Annotated in this window: 18 protein-coding genes and 1 pseudogene; 12 read left to right on the top strand and 7 right to left on the bottom strand. The window is 73.8% G+C overall.

Annotated elements, in window-relative coordinates; translation table 11 throughout:
• Window positions 1–55 precede the first annotated feature (55 nt).
• Together map and IF06_RS0107700 are read left to right on the top strand one after the other, a co-directional pair.
• Window positions 56–913, top strand: a complete 858-nt coding sequence (map, locus tag IF06_RS0107705) for a type I methionyl aminopeptidase (RefSeq protein ID WP_030269849.1) — start codon at window positions 56–58, stop codon at window positions 911–913.
• Complete coding sequence (locus IF06_RS0107700) at window positions 910–1,626, top strand: VIT1/CCC1 transporter family protein (RefSeq protein ID WP_013284653.1); 717 nt, start codon at window positions 910–912, stop codon at window positions 1,624–1,626. The genes map and IF06_RS0107700 overlap by 4 nt, the downstream gene beginning before the upstream one ends.
• Before the next feature lie 21 nt (window positions 1,627–1,647).
• Here IF06_RS0107700 and IF06_RS0107695 read toward each other — a convergent pair whose 3' ends face one another.
• The 7 genes from IF06_RS0107695 to IF06_RS0107665 all read right to left on the bottom strand — a co-directional run bounded on the left by IF06_RS0107695 (window position 1,648) and on the right by IF06_RS0107665 (window position 8,080).
• Entirely contained in the window at window positions 1,648–2,376 is a 729-nt protein-coding gene (locus tag IF06_RS0107695; protein ID WP_030269847.1) for a hypothetical protein, read from the bottom strand.
• 101 nt (window positions 2,377–2,477) lie between these two features.
• Window positions 2,478–2,945, bottom strand: a complete 468-nt coding sequence (locus IF06_RS0107690; RefSeq protein WP_013284658.1) for a nitroreductase family deazaflavin-dependent oxidoreductase — start codon at window positions 2,943–2,945, stop codon at window positions 2,478–2,480.
• 168 nt (window positions 2,946–3,113) lie between these two features.
• Window positions 3,114–5,795 carry an ABC transporter permease gene (locus IF06_RS0107685; protein ID WP_030269844.1) on the bottom strand — a complete coding sequence of 894 codons (2,682 nt, stop codon included), beginning with the start codon at window positions 5,793–5,795 and terminating at the stop codon, window positions 3,114–3,116.
• Window positions 5,792–6,523, bottom strand: a complete 732-nt coding sequence (locus tag IF06_RS0107680) for an ABC transporter ATP-binding protein (protein WP_013284660.1) — start codon at window positions 6,521–6,523, stop codon at window positions 5,792–5,794. The genes IF06_RS0107685 and IF06_RS0107680 overlap by 4 nt, the downstream gene beginning before the upstream one ends.
• 19 nt (window positions 6,524–6,542) lie before the next feature.
• Entirely contained in the window at window positions 6,543–7,124 is a 582-nt protein-coding gene (locus IF06_RS0107675) for a PadR family transcriptional regulator (protein ID WP_013284661.1), read from the bottom strand.
• A gap of 69 nt (window positions 7,125–7,193) precedes the next feature.
• Window positions 7,194–7,637: a ferritin-like domain-containing protein gene (locus IF06_RS0107670; protein WP_013284662.1), complete on the bottom strand. Its 444-nt coding sequence runs from the start codon at window positions 7,635–7,637 to the stop codon at window positions 7,194–7,196.
• Window positions 7,634–8,080, bottom strand: a complete 447-nt coding sequence (locus IF06_RS0107665) for a hypothetical protein (RefSeq protein WP_030269842.1) — start codon at window positions 8,078–8,080, stop codon at window positions 7,634–7,636. Before IF06_RS0107665 ends, IF06_RS0107670 begins: the two co-directional genes overlap by 4 nt.
• A 263-nt stretch (window positions 8,081–8,343) precedes the next feature.
• On the opposite strand from IF06_RS0107665, the gene rimP reads away from it, so the two are divergent.
• From rimP to IF06_RS0107620, 10 genes and pseudogenes are all read left to right on the top strand, one after another.
• Window positions 8,344–8,994 carry a ribosome maturation factor RimP gene (gene rimP / locus IF06_RS0107660; protein WP_013474433.1) on the top strand — a complete coding sequence of 217 codons (651 nt, stop codon included), beginning with the start codon at window positions 8,344–8,346 and terminating at the stop codon, window positions 8,992–8,994.
• The gene (gene nusA, locus IF06_RS0107655) at window positions 8,991–10,034 is read left to right on the top strand and encodes a transcription termination factor NusA (RefSeq protein ID WP_013284665.1); all 1,044 of its coding nucleotides are present in this window, start codon (window positions 8,991–8,993) and stop codon (window positions 10,032–10,034) included. The genes rimP and nusA overlap by 4 nt, the downstream gene beginning before the upstream one ends.
• Window positions 10,035–10,049: 15 nt before the next feature.
• Window positions 10,050–10,386 (top strand): annotated as a pseudogene (locus tag IF06_RS33020) (YlxR family protein).
• 93 nt (window positions 10,387–10,479) lie between these two features.
• The gene (gene infB / locus IF06_RS0107650; RefSeq protein ID WP_030269840.1) at window positions 10,480–13,494 is read left to right on the top strand and encodes a translation initiation factor IF-2; all 3,015 of its coding nucleotides are present in this window, start codon (window positions 10,480–10,482) and stop codon (window positions 13,492–13,494) included.
• Window positions 13,495–13,576: 82 nt separating this feature from the next.
• Window positions 13,577–14,620, top strand: coding sequence for a TRM11 family SAM-dependent methyltransferase (locus IF06_RS0107645; protein WP_013284667.1), 1,044 nt, complete (start codon window positions 13,577–13,579; stop codon window positions 14,618–14,620).
• 41 nt (window positions 14,621–14,661) lie between these two features.
• Entirely contained in the window at window positions 14,662–14,955 is a 294-nt protein-coding gene (locus IF06_RS0107640; protein WP_013284668.1) for a DUF503 domain-containing protein, read from the top strand.
• A 181-nt stretch (window positions 14,956–15,136) separates the two neighbouring features.
• Window positions 15,137–15,622: a 30S ribosome-binding factor RbfA gene (rbfA, locus tag IF06_RS0107635; RefSeq protein ID WP_013284669.1), complete on the top strand. Its 486-nt coding sequence runs from the start codon at window positions 15,137–15,139 to the stop codon at window positions 15,620–15,622.
• Window positions 15,619–16,665, top strand: coding sequence for a DHH family phosphoesterase (locus IF06_RS0107630; RefSeq protein WP_013284670.1), 1,047 nt, complete (start codon window positions 15,619–15,621; stop codon window positions 16,663–16,665). Before rbfA ends, IF06_RS0107630 begins: the two co-directional genes overlap by 4 nt.
• A 145-nt stretch (window positions 16,666–16,810) precedes the next feature.
• A complete protein-coding gene (locus tag IF06_RS0107625) occupies window positions 16,811–17,218 on the top strand; it encodes a hypothetical protein (RefSeq protein ID WP_013284671.1) in 408 nt (135 codons plus the stop codon).
• Window positions 17,218–17,427, top strand: coding sequence for a DUF6186 family protein (locus IF06_RS0107620; protein ID WP_030269837.1), 210 nt, complete (start codon window positions 17,218–17,220; stop codon window positions 17,425–17,427). Before IF06_RS0107625 ends, IF06_RS0107620 begins: the two co-directional genes overlap by 1 nt.
• Window positions 17,428–18,018: the final 591 nt, after the last annotated feature.

The raw sequence follows: 18,018 nt of genomic DNA, 5'->3' as shown, positions 1-18,018 counted from the left end.
CTGCCCGGCGGGCCTGTGGCGAGGGGCACACCGGTCCCGGCGATAGGCTTGCGTCATGACCGTCCGTGCGCCGCTGACCCCCGGCACGCTCTCCCCGTGGCGAGCGGTCCCCGCCCACATCCCGCGCCCGGAGTACGTGGGTAAGAAGCGCCCCCAGGAGTGGCGCGGATCGCACGTGCAGACGCCGGAGACCATCGAGAAGATGCGCGTCGCGGGGCGTCTCGCCGCCCAGGCCACCCAGCTCGCCGGTGAGCACTGCAAGCCCGGGGTGACCACCGACGAGATCGACAGGGTGGTGCACGAGTTCCTCTGCGACCACGGCGCCTACCCGTCGACGCTCGGCTACCGGGGCTTCCCCAAGTCGTGCTGCACCAGCCTCAACGAGGTGATCTGCCACGGCATCCCGGACACCACGGTGCTCCAGGACGGCGACATCATCAACGTCGACGTCACCGCGTACCTGAACGGCGTGCACGGCGACACCGACGCCACGTTCTGCGTGGGCGAGGTGAGCGAGGAGGCCCGCCTGCTGGTCGAGCGGACCCACACGGCGATGATGCGCGGCATCAAGGCCATCGCGCCGGGGCGGCAGATCAACGTCATCGGCCGGGTGATCGAGTCGTACGCGAAGCGCTTCGGCTACGGCGTGGTCCGCGACTTCACCGGGCACGGCATCGGCGAGGCGTTCCACAGTGGCCTCTACGTGCCGCACTACGACAGCCCGCGCCCCACCGACGTGATGGAGCCCGGCATGACGTTCACCGTCGAGCCGATGATCACGCTCGGCACCTACCAGTACGACATGTGGGACGACGGCTGGACGGTGGTCACCAAGGACCGCCGGTGGACGGCCCAGTTCGAGCACACCATCGTCGTCACCGACGACGGCTACGAGATCCTGACGCTGCCGTGACCGACACCCCTGCGGCACTGCGCGAGGCGCACCACGCGGACGTCTCCGGCGGCTGGCTGCGTCCGGCCGTCTTCGGCGCGATGGACGGGCTGGTCACCAACATCGCACTGATCGCCGGCGTGGGCGGCGGCGGGGTGTCGCCGCGCAGCGTGGTGCTCACCGGCACGGCCGGCCTGGTGGCCGGCGCCATCTCGATGGGCCTCGGCGAGTACACGAGTGTCCGGTCCGCGAACGAGCAGGTCGCCGCCGAGGTGGCCAAGGAGCGACGCGAGCTGGAACGCCACCCGGAGGCCGAGGCCCGGGAACTGGCCGACGCCTGGGTCGCCCGTGGACTGCCCCGCGAGCTGGCGACGCAGGTCGCCGAGGCGGTACGCGCCAACCCGGAGGAGGCGCTGCGGGTGCACGTACGGGAGGAGCTGGGCGTCGACCCCGACGACCAGCCCAGCCCGTGGGCCGCCGCGATCTCGTCGTTCATCTGTTTCTCGATCGGCGCGCTGGTGCCGCTGCTGCCGTACCTGCTCGGTTTCACCAGCCTCTGGCTGGCGCTCGGCGTCGGCGGCGTCGGCCTCTTCGTCGCCGGTGCGATCGTGGCCCGGTTCACCAACCGCGCCTGGTGGCGTGCCGGTCTGCGGCAGTTGCTGCTCGGCGCGCTGGCGGCCGGCGCCACCTACCTGATCGGCGCGCTGATCGGCGTCGGCGGCGGCATCGGCTGACGGTCGGCCGTCGGCGGGCCGTCAGCCGTCCAGCAGGTCGTCGACGGTGCCGTCGACCGGCCGCCCCCGGGCGGCCAGTTCCTCGGCCTGGCGGGTCAGCGCCGCACCCACCTCGGTCATGTCCGCCCCGGCCAGCCCGGTACGCCGCACCGCGTCACCGGGGTCGCGGAAATAGGTGCGGCTGAACAGTCCCTGCACTGTCGCGGCGGCCAGCCGCGCCTCGCCGAGCATGAGCAGCGCCTGGTCAGTCTCGTACCACTCGGCCAGCCGCAACGCGCGGGCGTGCGCCGCGCTGCCCCGGTACCACGCCTGCCGCGCGGCGCCGGTGAACTCCGCCGGCCGGGCGCGTGCCAGGCGCGCCAGGTGCTCGTCGCGCAGTTTTCGCAGCCAGCCGGTCGGATCGTGCAGGGCGCGGGTGGTGACGTACCGGTCCGCGACCAGGGGCCAGCGGGACGTGATCGTCGTCGCCCGGCGCAGGTAGTCGTCCGCCCCGGCCACTGTCAGGTCGACGAGCACCCCGTCCACCCGCCGGGTGGCGGGCGGCGGTCCGGCGCCGGGCCGGTAGGTGACGACCAGCAGGCCGACCTCGCGGTCCCCGCCGCCGTCGTCGTCGCCGTGCGCGAGCGGACCGTGTACGGCGACCGCCAGCACATCGGCCGGGAACCGCCGCAGGACGGCGTCACCGACGCGCTCGGCCACCTGCCATCGCGGGTCGTCCAGACGCCGCTCGGCGTTCACGTCGAGCGCCACGGTCCACCTCCGACAGGTCGCCTGCGGCAACCCTAGCCAGATCGGGCCGGGCCGCCCCGGTGGCGCGGATGTCGGATTGTGCGCGTCTGCGGCGAGGGCGCTCAGGCGTTCGGGACCAGCCGGAACACGCGGATCTCGCGGCCACCGGCCCGCTCGACGTACGTGCGGTACGCGGGCCACTCCTGCACCAGCCGCTGGAACAGCCGTTCCCGTTCCTCGCCGGTGACCTGCTCGGCGGTGACCGGGATCCGGCGTCCCTTGACGTCCACCTCGGCGGCCGGGTCGGCCATCAGGTTGAACGTCCAGGACGGCTGGTGCTGCTGCCCCCAGTTCGAGCCGATCACCACGTAGGCGTCGCCGTCCGGGACGTACACCAGGGGGTTGCTGCGGGGCTTGCCGGAGCGGCGGCCGGTGGAGGTGAGCACCAGCGTGGGCACGAGCCCGAAGGCGACCACGCGGCCCTTCGTCATCCGGCCGACCAGCCGGTCGGCCGGGACGAGCAGGCGCATGGTGGCGCCGAACCAACGCTGGTGACCGAGACGGCGGGTGAGGGCTCCCAGGGCTGACATCCGACAAGTGTGCCGTCCGCGGGGTGCCCCGTCATCCCTCGGACGGTCAGTCCGCCCAAGGTCGACTCCATTTCGCCGAAGTGGTGGCATCCACCCCACCGCGATACCGCCACTCCGGCGGAATGGTGTCGATCATGGCCGGAAGTGGTGTCGATCATGGCGGGACGGTCAGTCGAGCCGGCGTTCGATCGGCAGGCGGGACCGGGTGAACAGCGCTGCGCCGCCCATCGCCACGAGCGGCACCACGACCAGCGCGGCGAGCGTCACGCCGGGTACTGTCACCGGGTACGGCGGCTGCACCGGCCAGGACTCCGCGTACCGCTGGTTGAGCGCGGACAGGACGACCACGGCGGAGCCGAGCCCGGCGACGATGCCCAGCGCGGAGCCGAGCACCGCGATGACTCCGGCCTGGCAGAGCGACAGCAGGCGGCGTACCCGGGGATCGGCGCCCACCGCCGCGAGCGTGGACAGGTCCCGGCGGCCCTCGGCCGCGGCGAGGCCGGTGGCGACAGCGGCGGCGCCCAGCGTGATCACCCCGGAGGCCACCGCCAGCAGGAGCAGCATCGAGCGCTGGTCCGACGGCGGCTCGGCGGTCGCCACCTGCGCGGACATGGGCCCGATGTCGAACAGCTCGTCGGTCAGCATCTCGACCTGCCGGTCGGTGGGCGAGCCGGCGGTGTCCAGCAGGTAACCCATCGGCACGGCGGACAGGCCGAGCGCGTCCGCGGCGGCGGGGGAGAGCACCAGCCGGTCGACTGTGAGACCGCCGCGCAGCGCGTACGCGGGCAGGAGACGCCCGGTGGGCGGGCCGCCGGAGTTGTAGTTGACCTCTACCCGGACCTGCCCGTCCACCACCCGCCGGGCGTCGGTGACCACCACGCCCCCGGCGGCGAGCGTCCGGCGCGCGGCGGCCAGCTCGTCGTCCGGCGCGCCGGTGAGCGCGGGCAGTGCGGCGCCGTCGTCCACGAGCGCCGGCAGGTAGACGTCGACGGGCTCCTGGAAGGGGCTCACGCAGCGCGGATCCCGCCGGGCCGAATCGGGGATGACCGGGTCGGAGGAGCTGTACGGGCACTGCTGCGCCTGCGGCATGAGCGCGTAGGGGCTGCAGTCGTCCTTCTCCCGGACGTCGCCGGCGCAGCCGGGGATCGCGACTGACACCACTGTGGCGTCGGACAGGACCGCGCGGGCCCGGCCGGCGACTACCTGGGCCGAGGGCGGGTCCGCCGGGGTCTCACCGGAGTGGGTGAGCAGCACGTTCCCCGGCGGCAGGCCGGGTTGCCAGAGCGCCCGTGAGCGGGTCTCGTCGCTCGCCACGTAGACGCCGAGCGCGACGCTTCCGGCCACCGCCGCCATCACCGCGGAGATGGCGGGCGCGGCCGAGGACCGGTTGCGGCTGGCGTCGCGCAATGCGAGCCGGGGGGTCAGCGGCAGCAGCCGTCCGGCCCGGCCCAGCACGCCGACGAGCGACGGGGTGCAGAACACCAGCCCCAGCTCGCCCAGCGCGACACCGGCCAGCACTCCGGTCTGCGAGGTGCGGCCGGCGGCGAACGCGGCGATCGCGGTCCCGGCGACGGTGAGCGCCACCCCGACCAGCAGCCAGCGGCGGCGTGGCCGGGTCGCGTCGCGCCGGCCTGCCAGGCCGGTCGCCACGTCCTGCCGGGCCGCCGCCCAGGCCGGCGCCATCGCCGCGAGCACCCCGGCCAGCACCGCCGTCGCGGCGATCGCCACCAGCGCGGCCGGGAAGATCCGGTACGCCCCGAGGCGCTCCCCGAGCAGGTACTGCTCGACGATCGGCCGGCCGGCGAACGCCGCCCCGATCCCGAGCAGCATGCCCAGGGCGGCTCCGCCGGCGCCGAGCACCACCCCGTCGGCGAGCACGATCCGGCGCAGGTGGGAGGCGTCGCCACCGGCCACCGCGACGAGTGCGAGGTCCCGCCGCCGGCGCCGGACGCTCACCGCGAAGGCCGGGCCGACCAGCAGCACCACCTCCAGCAGACCCAGCCCGCCGACGACTCCGACGACGCCCGCCTCGTCGGCGTCCGGTACGGACATGCCGCGGGTGAACTCCTGCCGTCCCGGCAGCGGGCTGCGCGCGACGACCTGGATGCCCTGCGCGTTCAGCCGGTCCACGAGCCCCGGTTCCAGCGGGCCGGGCAGGTCCACCAGCCAGGTGTCGCTGCCGGCCATGCCCTCCGAGGTCACAGCGGGCAGCGTGATCACGTCCCGGAGGTTGTCCGGATACTCCACCACCCCGACCACCCGGTACGTGGCGCCGTCGATCGTGCGTACCGGGTCGCCGATGCGGGTCTCCAGCCGGCGCAGCGCCGTCGGGCTGACCGCGATCTCGTCGGGGCGTACCGGTGGCCGGCCGTCGCGTACCCGGGCCAGCGGCCGGGTGAGCGGGTCGGTCAGGTCGACGGCGCGCGCCTCGAGCGACTCGACGTGCCGGTCCACCCGTGTCGAGAACGTCATCCACCAGCGGGTGCGAGCCAGCCGGCTGCCCTCGGGCAGCAGCGCGCGCACCTCCTCAGCGGTCGCCGGGCGGGTCCGGGACACCCATTCGCCCTGGACCGGCCAGGCCGACTCGCCCCAGGCGTCCTGCGTCACCGGCGCGAGGCTGTCCCAGCGCAGGGCGACGTCGCCGCCGCCGAGCTGGCGCTCGATGCGCTCGGCGCGGGTCAGATCCCCCATGTCGTAGCTGACCGCGGCGAAGCTGAGGCCGAACACCGGCAGCGCGATCATCACCAGCACCAGCAGCGTGCGCCGCCGGGACCGCCGGGCCTCCCGGCGGGCGATCCGCAGCGCGGTCCGCCACGACCCGCGTACGGCGGCGAGGCGGCCGCCGGTCACCGGGTGCTGCCGCTGAGCAGGTGGTCGACGCCGATCAGCGGGGCGGTCGAGTCGACCATCACCCCGTCGCGCAGGAAGACCACCCGGTCCGCCCAGCCGGCGTGCCGGGCCTCGTGGGTGACCAGCACCCCGGCCGCTCCGGCGTCCACCCGGCGGCGCAGCAGGTGCAGCACCGCCTCGCCGGTCTGGGAGTCCAGCGCGCCGGTCGGCTCGTCGGCGAGGACCAGGCGGCGTTCGCCGACGAGGGCCCGGGCGATCGCCACCCGCTGCTGCTGGCCACCCGACATCTGGTCCGGGAAGCGGTCGGCCAGGTCCTCCAGGTCGACCTCGCGCAGCGCGGCCAGCGCCAGCTGGCGGGCCGCCCGTACGCCGGTGCCGTCCAGTTCCAGTGGCAGCGCCACGTTCTCCACGGCGGTCAGGCTGCCGAGCAGGTTCAGGTCCTGGAAGACGTACCCGATCCGGCGGCGCCGCAGCCGGGCCAGCTCGCGGGCGGACAGCCCGACCAGGGTCTCGCCCTCGACCACCACCTCGCCGCCGGTGGGCCGGTCCAGGCCGCCGGCGAGCGCCAGCAGCGTGGACTTGCCGGACCCGGAGGGGCCCATCACCGCCACCAGCTCACCGGCCCGCACGGTCAGGCTCACGCCGCGCAGCGCGTGCACGGCGGCCTCACCGGCGCCGTGGGTCCGGCGTACGTCACGCAGTTCCAGCACCCCGTCGATCGGGTCCATCAGCGCCTCCCGTGCCGGGTCACCGGCGGGCTTCGTCGCCGGCCCGGTCCACCGCCTCGGGGTGGTCGACCGCCCGGATCGGCGCCGGGCGGTGCCGGACCAGGCTCGTCTCGCAGTGGTCGAGCCACCGCACCTCGGCCTCGGTCTGGAAGATCATCGCGTCCAGCACCAGCCGCCAGGGTAGATCCTCCGGCTTGTCGCTCGTGTACTTCAACCGGGTGAACTCCTGGAGCGCGCGCATGGTGGCGGTGCGCTGGGTCTGCACCACCGACCGCACGTCGACGCCGGGGGTGGTCAGCGCCAGCGCCAGTTTGATGGACAGCTCGTCGCGCGGCCGGTCGGCGCGGCTGATCGGCGTGGCGAACCACAGCGCCAGGTCCGCCCGTCCGGCGTCGGTGATCTCGTACGGCCGCTGCCCGCTCTCGTTCTCCGGCAGCGGGCGGACCAGGCCGTCACGTTCCAGCCGCGCCAGCGTGGTGTAGACCTGTCCGATGTTCAGCGGCCAGGTCGACCCGGTGGACTCCTCGAACGCGGCACGGAGCTGGTAGCCGTACATCTGGCCGCGTTCGAGCAGGGCGAGCAGGCCGTGACGGATGGACATGACCGCGAGTATGCATACCTGGTATGCGCTACGCAACCGGAGCGTTCCGCCGGGTGACCGGCGTCGCGCTCAGGCCGGGCGGCCCGGGAACGGAACGGTGACCGGCGTCACGCCTGCCGTACGCCGCCAGCGGGTGGCGCGCAACGCGCAGTCGGTGAGCGCGGCGAGCGCGGTGTTCCGGTCCGCGCCGGTGGTGTGCGGCAGCGCGGCCCGCCAGTGCCCGGCCGTCCGCTCCTCGATCTCCACCGCCAGGCGCAGCGCGCTCGCCCGGTCCGTCACCGGGTAGGGCAGCGCGTACCCGGCCCGGTCGGCGGGCACCTGCCCGGAGCCCTCGGCGAGCTGGAGCAGCAGCGCGTCGCGGCGGGACCGGTGGGCCGCCTCGGCGGCACGGGCCGCCGTACGCGCCGCCTCGGTCAGGTGCACACCGATCACCCCGTACGCCCAGATCGCCGCGTACTCGGCGGCGAGCGCGTCGGCGAGCGCCGAGGCCGGGCCGGTCGTCGGGTTGGTCATTTGAGCGCCTCCACGTGTGTGGCCCGCGCGGCGGCGATCGAGCCGAGCAGCGCGGCCCGCTCGGCCGGCGCTGCCGCGCACGCCTTGGCCGCGTTCGTCCGGCCCTCCTGCTCGGCCCGGCGCAGCTCGGTGAGCACGGCGTCGGGCGCGGGCGCGCTCGCCGAGCCGGCGGCCGGTGTGCCGGAGGGCGCCGGCCGGCCGATCACGCGGCGTAGCTCCTCGGCGTGCGCCCGGTGCGCGTCGGCGATCGGGGTGAGCCGCCCGGCCAGCGCCGGGTCGGCGGTGGCGGCGGCCCGGTAGCGGGCCTCCAGCGCGAGCGCCTCGGCGACGAGCGGCTCCAGCGCGTCCGGCTCCGGTGGCTCCTCGTCGCGGTCGAAAAGATCACAACCGGTCAGCGGCGCGGTCGCGCCGCCGAGCGCCACGAGCCCGCCGGCGCGCAGCAGCCAGCGCCGGGAATGCCCCGCTCTGACCTGGTCGGATGGTGTTCTGCCGATCCCCACCTGACAGAGTCAACACCATTCGCGCCGTCTCGTGGGTCAGGGTCTCGGTGCGCCGCCGGGTCCGTCGGCGGTCGTTAGCGTTACGCTCTGCGCAACCACCGGGCGCGGACGCCCCGGTGGCGCGCCGGTATGGCGGGCCGATCGCCCGCACCGGCCAGGGACAACACGGCCCGCGGGTCGTGGCAACAGCAGGAGAGGTGCGCGCAATGACGCAGCGTGGCCGTGCCACCCGGTCGACGGGGCCCTCCGGGCGGCCCCGCCGCTCCGACGGCCCCCGCGGCACGGACCGGAGCGGCGCACCCCGCGGCGATCTCGCCGCCCGCCGCAACCGGCTGCGCGAGGTGATCGAACCGGTCGTCACGGCGGCCGGTTACGACCTGGAGGACCTCTCCGTCTCCCGCGCCGGCCGGCGGCACGTGGTCCGGGTGATCGTGGACGCCGACGGCGGGATCAACCTGGACGGCGTGGCGGACGTCTCCCGCGCGGTCTCGGCGGCGCTGGACGCGGCCGAGGAGGCCGGCGGCGACATCGTGGCCGGCGAGTACCAGCTGGAGGTCAGCTCGCCCGGCGTGGACCGCCCGCTCACCCTGCCCCGGCACTGGCGGCGCAACGCCGGGCGGCTGGTCAAGGTCACCGTCCGCGGCGACGCGGGGGACCGCCAGCTCACCGGCCGGATCACGGCCGCCGACGACGAGCGCGTGGTGCTGGAGACCGACGCCGGCCCCGCCGAACACCCGTACGCCGAACTCGGGCCCGGCCGGGTCCAGGTGGAGTTCAACCGCCTGGACGACCTGGCCGACGAGGACTTCGGTGACGACACCGACGACGACGAAGATCTGGAGGACGAGGAGAGGTGAACATCGACCTCGCGGCGCTGCGCGCCCTGGAGCGCGAGCGGGAGATCCCGTTCGACACGATCCTCGCGGCGATCGAGACCGCGCTGCTGACCGCCTACCGGCACACCGACGGCGCCGAGCCGCACGCCCGGGTGGAGATCGACCGTAAGAGCGGGGCCGCCTCGGTCTACGCGCAGGAACTGGACGCCGACGGCACTGTGACCCGGGAGTGGGACGACACTCCGCACGACTTCGGGCGGATCGCCGCCATGACCGCCAAGCAGGTGATCCTCCAGCGGCTGCGGGAGGCCACCGACGAGGTGCACTTCGGCGAGTACGTCGGCCGCGACGGTGACCTGGTCACCGGCGTGGTGCAGGCGCACGAGACCCGCCGGGAGAAGGGCATCGTCAGCGTCGACCTGGGCAAGCTGGAGGGCGTCCTGCCGCAGTCCGAGCAGGTCCCCGGCGAGCGGTACGAGCACGGCGAGCGGATCCGCTGCGTGGTCGTGCACGTCGCCAAGGGAATGCGCGGCCCGCAGATCACGCTGTCCCGGTCGCATCCCGCGCTGGTGAAGAAGCTGTTCGCGCTGGAGGTGCCGGAGATCGCCGACGGCACCGTGGAGATCGGCGCGATCGCGCGTGAGGCAGGTCACCGTACGAAGATCGCTGTGCGCTCGACCACGTCCGGCGTCAACGCCAAGGGCGCCTGCATCGGCCCGATGGGCCAGCGGGTCCGGGCCGTGATGAGCGAGCTGCACGGCGAGAAGATCGACATTATCGACTGGTCGGACGACCCGGCCACCTTCGTCGGCAACGCGTTGTCGCCGGCCAAGGCGCTGCGGGTCGAGGTGGTCGACCTGGCCTCCCGTACCGCCCGGGTGACCGTGCCGGACTTCCAGCTCTCGCTCGCGATCGGCCGGGAAGGGCAGAACGCCCGCCTCGCGGCCCGTCTGACCGGTTGGCGCATCGACATCCGGTCCGACGCGGAGACCGCAGCCCCGCAGAGCCGGGGCGGAGCTGATCACGTCCCGGAGCCGGGCGGCGCGATCTCCGGCGGCTAGGGGTAGACTTACTCAGTGGCACGACGCGCGATTCCGGAGCGCACCTGTGTGGGCTGCCGGAAACGAGCGCCGGCCAGCGAGTTGTTGCGGGTCGTCGCGATCGGTGACGAGGCTGGTCACACCAGTCTCCGGCCCGATCCGGCCCGCAGACTGCCGGGTCGGGGAGCGAACATGCACCCTGATCCGGCCTGCTTCGCGCAGGCGGTGCGACGCCGCGCCTTCGGGCGGGCACTGCGCCTCACCGGGGTCCCCGACCACGGTGCGCTTGCGGAGCACGTCGACGCGCAACCCCCGACGACCGGTCAAGCCCGACCGGTCGAGGGTCGCTAGCAAGGTAGGACGACCGACATGAGCACACGATGAAGTCCCTGAAATGACCAGGCTTCAAGTGCAGGAGTGAGGTCGCTGCGGGTGCTGCCCGCACGACCTCGGAGTGAGGAGTGCAGTGGCAGGAAAGGCCCGCGTACACGAGCTTGCCAAGGAGCTCGGGGTCGAAAGCAAGACCGTTCTCGCCAAGCTCAAGGAAATGGGCGAGTTCGTGAAGTCCGCGTCCAGCACCGTCGAGGCGCCTGTCGCCCGGCGGCTGCGTAGCGCGTTCGTAGCCGGTTCGTCGGCGCCTGCCGGCCCGCCGGCTGCCGCGCCCAGTGGCCCGGCACCGACCCCGACGCCCACCCCGACCCCGGGTGCCCCCCGGGTCTCGGCCAAGCCGATGCCGCCCCGGCGTCCGGCCGCGCCGACCCCTGGACCGAAGCCCAAGGGCCCGGTCCCCGGCCCGCCGCAGCCGGCGACTCCGGTCGCCAAGCCGGCGAGCGCGCACGACATCGAAGTGGCGGCCGCCGAGGCGCGTGCCGCCGCGCTCAAGGCTGAGCAGGAGGCCGCGGTCAAGGCCGCCCAGGCCGCCCGTCAGCAGCAGCGCGAGACCGTACGCCGGGAGCCCCCGGCCGAGGGCGGTGCTCGCCCGGGTCCGCGTCCCGGCCCGAACGCCATGCCGCCGCGTCCGGGTTCCCCGGCCGCCGGTCGTCCCGGCGGTCCGGGTCAGGGTCAGGGCCCCGGTGCCCGGCCCGGCGGTCGTCCGCCGGCGCGTGGCGCCGGTAACAACCCGTTCGGCATCCAGGGCGGCCAGCAGCAGCGGCCCCCGGCCGCCGGTGCGGGCGGTCCCCGTCCCAGCCCGGCCGGCATGCCGCCGCGGCCCAGCCCGGCGTCGATGCCGCCGCGGCCGAGCCCGGCCTCGATGCCGAGCCAGCGCCCGACCACCGGCCGCCCCGGCGGCCCCGGTGGCGGTCGTGGCGGACCCGGTGGAGGCGCCGGTCGTCCGGGCGGTCCCGGCGGCGGTGGCGGTGGCTACCGTGGTGGACCCGGTGGCGGCGGCGGTGGCGGTGGCTACCGCGGCGGTCCCGGTGGCGGCGGCGGTGGCGGTGGCTACCGCGGCGGTCCCGGCGGCGGTGGCGGTGCTCCCGGCGGTGGTTTCCGTCCGGGTGGCCCGGTCGGCGGCGGTGGCCGTCCCGGCGGCGGTGGCCGTGGCCGTGGCGGTGGCGCGGCGGGTGCCTTCGGGCGTCCCGGCGGCCGGCCGACCCGCGGTCGCAAGTCCAAGAAGCAGCGCAGACAGGAGTTCGACAACCTGTCGGCCCCGACCATGTCCTCGGGTGCGCCCCGCGGTCAGGGTCAGGTCGTCCGGTTGTCCCGTGGCGCCTCGCTGTCGGACTTCGCCGACAAGATCAACGCCAACCCGGGTTCGCTGGTCCAGGAGATGTTCAACCTGGGCGAGATGGTGACGGCGACCCAGTCGTGCTCCGACGAGACCCTGCAGCTGCTGGGTGAGCACCTCGGCTTCGACGTGCAGATCGTCAGCCCGGAGGACGAGGACCGCGAGCTGCTCGCGCAGTTCAACATCGACCTCGACGCCGAGGTCGCGGCGGACCGCCTGGTCAGCCGTGCGCCGGTGGTGACCGTCATGGGTCACGTCGACCACGGTAAGACCAAGCTGCTCGACGCGATCCGCAAGGCGAACGTGGTGGCCGGCGAGGCGGGTGGCATCACCCAGCACATCGGCGCCTACCAGGTCCACGTCCCGCACGAGGGCGAGGACCGCGCGGTGACGTTCATCGACACCCCGGGTCACGAGGCGTTCACCGCCATGCGTGCCCGTGGTGCCCAGGTCACGGACATCGTGATCCTGGTGGTCGCGGCCGACGACGGCGTCATGCCGCAGACCATCGAGGCGCTCAACCACGCCAAGGCGGCGGACGTGCCGATCGTGGTCGCGGTCAACAAGGTCGACAAGCCCGAGGCGAACCCGGACAAGGTCCGCCAGCAGCTGACCGAGTACGGCCTGGTCGCCGAGGAGTACGGCGGCGACACCATGTTCGTCAACGTGGCGGCCAAGCCCGGTATCGGCATCGAGGAACTGCTCGAGGCCGTGCTGCTGACCGCCGACGCGTCGCTGGAGCTGACCGCTCCGATCGACGGGCCGGCGCAGGGTGTCGCGATCGAGGCGCACCTGGACAAGGGCCGTGGCGCGGTGGCGACCGTGCTGGTGCAGAAGGGCACCCTGCGTGCCGGTGACTCGATCGTCGCCGGTGGGGCGCACGGCCGGGTCCGGGCCATGCTCGACGAGAACGGCAAGCCGGTCGATTCGGCTGGTCCGGCCCGTCCGGTCATGGTGCTGGGTCTGACCACGGTGCCGGGTGCGGGTGACACCTTCCTGGCCGCCGAGGACGACCGCACCGTGCGGCAGATCGCCGAGCAGCGTCAGGCACGGCGGAGGGCGGCGTCGTTCGCCAACTCCCGTGGCCGGGCCACTCTCGAGACGCTCATGGAGCAGCTCAAGGAGGGCGAGAAGACCTCGCTCAACCTGGTGCTCAAGGGCGACGTCTCCGGTTCCGTGGAGGCGCTCGAGGACGCGCTGTTCAACCTCGACATCCCGGAGGAGGTCCAGCTTCGGATCATCCACCGGGGCGTGGGCGCGATCACCGAGAGCGACGTCATGCTCGCGAGCGCCTCGTCCGAGGCGGTCACGATCATCGGCTTCAACGTGCGGGCCTCGAACAAGGTCCGCGAGATGGCCGACCGCGAGGGCGTGGAGATCCGGTACTACACCGTCATCTACCAGGCCATCGAGGAGATCGACGCCGCGCTCAAGGGTCTGCTCAAGCCGGAGTACGAGGAGGTCGAGCTGGGCACCGCGGAGATCCGCGACGTCTTCCGCTCGTCCAAGATCGGCAACATCTCCGGCTGTATCGTCCGGTCCGGCCTCATCCGCCGCAACGCCAAGGCGCGGCTGCTGCGGGACGGGGCGGTCGTGGCGGACAACCTCACGATCAGCTCCTTGAAGCGGTTCAAGGACGACGCGACCGAGGTCCGCGAGGGCTTCGAGTGTGGTCTGACGCTGGGCGGCTACAACAACGTCCAGGTCGGCGACGTCATCGAGACGTTCGAGATGCGCGAGAAGCCGCGCGCCTGACGACCACGCGTAAGACCGGCCGGCGGCCGGGGCCTTCGGGCCCCGGCCGTCGCCGTCTGCTCAGGCTGCGACAATCTGCGGCGTGATCCGGTACGCGCTGCTCCTCGCCCCCTCCGCCAATCGCGTCTACGCCGACGCGGCGGCCCGGCTGGCCCGCGCCGAGCTGGCCGTGTTCGCCGGTTCCGGCGTGCTGGACGTCGTACCGGCCGCCGCAGAGGTGACCGGGATCGGCGGGGTGGAGTACCTGACGTTCACCACCGCCGAACCGGGGCTGGGCGAGCGGGACCTGGCCCACCTGGCGAACCTTTCGGCGGCGTACGCGCTGTTCGAGCGGGTCGGCGACGACCTGCTGCGGCCGGTGCCGCTGCGCCCGCTGGCCCGGTACGACTCCGACCTGATCACCATTCCCAAGTACGCCGGAAAGACCAACGAGCAGTTCACCCGGCTGCTGCTCAACGTCACAGTGCTCGCCTCCGCCGCCGCGCCGCGGATGCTGGACGGGCCGGTGGTGGTGCTGGATCCGCTCTGCGGCCGGGGCACCACGCTCAACCAGGCCCTGATGTACGGCTACGACGGCATCGGCATCGAGCGTGACAGTCAGGACGTGGACGCGTACGCCGCGTTCCTGCGTACCTGGCTGCGCCGCAAGCGGCTCAAGCACACCACCGACTCGACGTCGGTGCGCCGGGACCGCAAGCTGGTGGCCCGCCGGTTCGAGGCGGTGCTCGCGCCGTCGCGGGACGAGCACCGGGCCGGGGCCACCCAGCGCGTCATTGTGCTGCACACCGACACCACCCGGGCCCGCGAGGCGTTGCGCGCCCGCTGTGCGGACGTGATCGTCACCGACGCGCCGTACGGCGTGGCGCACGGCAGCCGTACCGACCACGGGTTGTCCCGCAGTCCGCTGGAGCTGCTCACCGCCGCCGTGCCCGTGTGGCGGGAGCTGCTGCGCCCGGGCGGGGCGCTCGGCCTGTCCTGGAACACGCACGTGGCCCCGCGGGCGCAGGCGGAGGCGGTGCTGGCCGACGCCGGGCTGCGCGTGCTCGACGGCCCGGGCTTCGGTGACTTCGCCCACCGGGTCGACCAGGCGATCGAGCGGGACGTGCTGGTGGCTGTCGCGCCTTAATCGCGTGCCGGGGTGCGCCGCCCGGCGTACCGTTGCTCGCCGTGTATACCGGAACCGCACTGTTCGACCTGTTGCTCCCGGGTGACTCCCGGTCCCTGAAGGCCAAGCGGTCCTACGTCCGGCCGATCGTCGCCGCGCTGCGCAAGTTCGAGGTCTCCGCCGCCGAGGTGGGGGCGCTGGACCTGCACGGCCGGGCCGAGATCGGGGTGGCGGTGGTGGCCGCCGAGCCGGCCCACGTCCGTGAGGTGCTCGACTCCTGCGAGCGGCTGGTCGCCGCCCGCCCGGAGACCGAGCTGCTGTCGGTGCGCCGTCGTCTGCACGGCGCGGACGACTGACGGCGCGTCGCGCGGTACTCCGGCCGTGCCGCGCGACGCCCGGCCGGGCGCGGGTAGTGTTCTTCAGCGTTGGGCGGTCGGACCCGGCGGCGCCCACGCGCCCGCCGTCTCCGGCCGACGGCCCGGATCGCCTGGTGATCCGGCGCCGTCATTGGTACAGGTGATCCCGGAGGTGGGGGACATGACGGATCAGGCAAAGGTTCGCCGGCACGCGGAGCGCATCCGGGAACTTGTCGCGTCGGTGGTGCGCAGCCAGATCAAGGACCCCCGGCTCGGCATGATCACGATCACCGACGCCCGGATCACCGCCGACCTGCGCGACGCCACTGTCTTCTACACGGTGCTCGGCGACGCGGCGGCCCAGGCGAGCACCGCCGCCGCGCTGGAGAGCGCCAAGGGCATGCTGCGCAGCACCGTCGGCAAGGCGCTCGGGCTGCGGCACTCGCCGACGCTCACGTTCGTCCTCGACGACGTGCAGGACCAGGTCAAGCACATCGACGACCTGCTCGCCGCCGCACGTACCGCCGACGCCGAGGTGCAGCGCCTCGCCGCCCAGGCCTCGTACGCGGGTGACGCCCAGCCGTACCGGGACGAGGACGAGGACGACGAGGACGCCCCGGCCGAGGACGAGGGCGACGACGAGCCGCGCGCCGGCGACCGCCGGTGACCGAGGCCGCCGCGGGTGGCGCGCCGGCCGGGCCCACCGAGACCGCATGGGCGGCCGCCGTCGCGGCGGTACGCGATCTCCCCGCCGACGCGCGGGTGCTGCTGATCTGCCACGTGAACCCGGACGGGGACGCGCTGGGCAGCATGCTCGGCTTCGGGCTGGGTCTGCGCCGGCTCGGCGTACGCGATCTACAGGCCACCTTCCCCGGCCCGCCGGAGGTGCCGGAGCCGTTCCGGTGGATGCCCGGCGTGGACCTGCTGGTGCCGCAGGACGACGCGTACCCGGCTCCGGACCTGGTGATCTGCTTCGACGCGGCGAGCGAGTCCCGGCTGGGCGACCTGGCCGACCGGCTGGACACGGCCGGCACGTCGCTCGTTCTCGACCACCACGCCTCGAACAGCGGGTTCGGCCGGATCAGCCTGGTCGACCCGCACGCCGCCGCCACCTCCGTGGTCGCGCTGGAGCTGCTGGACCGGCTCGGCGTGACGCTGGACGCGGATATCGCGACCGGGCTGTACGTCGCGCTGACCACCGACACCGGCTCGTTCCGCTTCGAGGCGACCACACCGGCCGTACACGAGACGGCCGCCCGCCTGATCGCCACGGGCATCAGGCCCGGTGACATCTCCCGGCGGATCTTCGACACCCGCCCGTTCGGCGCCGTCCGCCTCTTCGGCGAGGTGCTGGGCCGGGCCGCGCTGGAACCGGCGGCCGCCGCCGGGCACGGCCTCGTCTGGACGTACGCCACCCGCGACGACCTGGTCCGCCACGACCAGCCCGCCTACGTGCTGGAGGCGCTGATCGACTCGGTGCGCTGCACCGCCGAGGCGGACGTGAGCTGCGTGGTGAAGCAGTCGGGCGAGGCGGAGTGGGCGGTGTCGCTGCGCAGCAAGGGCGCGGTGGACGTGAGCCGGGTGGCGGTGGCGCTCGGCGGCGGCGGGCACCGGTTCGCCGCCGGTTTCACCGGCCGGGGAGCGCTCGACGAGGTGGTCGGACGGATCCGCGCCGAGTTGGCCACCGGCGCGGTGACCCCCGTGGCGTGAGGCGCCCGGCTGGAGCGATATGTCCTTCTGGTCCGGTCGATCCGGTGCGGCGGCGATCGGAACTGTGAGCCGATCGGCGCGTTTTCGGGGGATCACGACGCGTGCCGGGCTTTCCGCGGTGCGTCACGCTGGGGACAATCGGGTGATGGATCATCCCCGTGAGCTCACCGTCGAGGCGCCCCGGGCCTGGGACCGGCCGGTCGTCTCCGTGCCGGTGCTGATCTGCCTCTCTCTGGTCGGCGGCCAGATGCCGTCCTTCTCGACCGCGGCGAACCTCTACATCCTCACCACCGGCGGGGGGTTGATCTGGGTCGGCCTGAGCAACCGGGTGCCCCGGCGTCCGGCGCCGCGCCGGTTGCCGTCGGTCGCGCTCTGGTGGCTGGTCCCGGTGACCGTCTTCGGGGTCTTCGAGGGGGCGACGTTCGTGATGGCGGTGGGTGACGACTTCCCCACCTTCTCCCGGCTGGCCGATCCGCTGCTGGAGGACAACCTGGCCCGCTCGGCGGCCTGGTTCGCGTGGCTGTCCGCGTTCTGGGGACTGGTGCGCCGATGATGCGGGCACTGGCGATCGGCGGGTTTCTGGTCTCGATCGTGCTGTTCGCCGTGGTCGAGTGGGCCGCGCGCCGCGAGGGGTCGCGGATCCCGTCGCTGGCCGACGTCTGCGCGTTCGTGATGCGGTACGAGGTGGGCCCGGTGCCGGTCGGCCGGATCGGGCTGTTCGGCTTCTGGTGGTGGCTGGGCTGGCACTTCCTGGCCCGCTGACCGCCCTCGCCGGACCGGACGACGACGTTGATCTTTCCGCATTTCGGGAACAGCGGGCAGCATCTGGAAAGTGAACGTTAATTTGGGTGCGGGACCGGCGCTTCGCGGCGCTGGTCACGGGCGGTGGTGCCGCACCCGGCTTCGCCTCCCTCCAGGGTCAGACCGACCCGGGCTCCCGCTGCCAGGCGAGCCGCTCCGGTGATCCCGGACCGCTGCCGGGCGCTCAGCCGCCGACGACTTCCGGTCGCGGCGCGATTCGCTGTCGCGCCGATCCGGAGCGCCGGGCGCCCGTAGGACCGCCACGTCCCGGCGGTCCGCACCCTGGAAGGACCTTGAGATGCCGAGCAAGCGCAAGCCGCAGACCGAGACCACCACCGACGAGGCGCGCGAGCAGATGCGCCGCGCGCTGCAGACCTCGATGGACACCCGTCAGTGACATACGCCGTCCGGCGGTGACGCCGGCCGGGCCCGAGGACCACACCCCGGCCCGACGCCGACGTCACCGCCGCTCGGGAACCCGCCCGCTTCCCGGCCGCTGTGGGTAAGTAGTCGCCTGCCTTGCGTGCCTTACTGGGGGCGTGCCAGGATCGG

Origin of the sequence: Micromonospora globosa (assembly GCF_000717585.1) — a bacterium.
Lineage (GTDB): Bacteria > Actinomycetota > Actinomycetes > Mycobacteriales > Micromonosporaceae > Micromonospora > Micromonospora aurantiaca.
The sequence above is the reverse complement of the archived record's forward strand: the minus strand, read 5'-3'. Positions and strand labels throughout refer to the sequence as shown.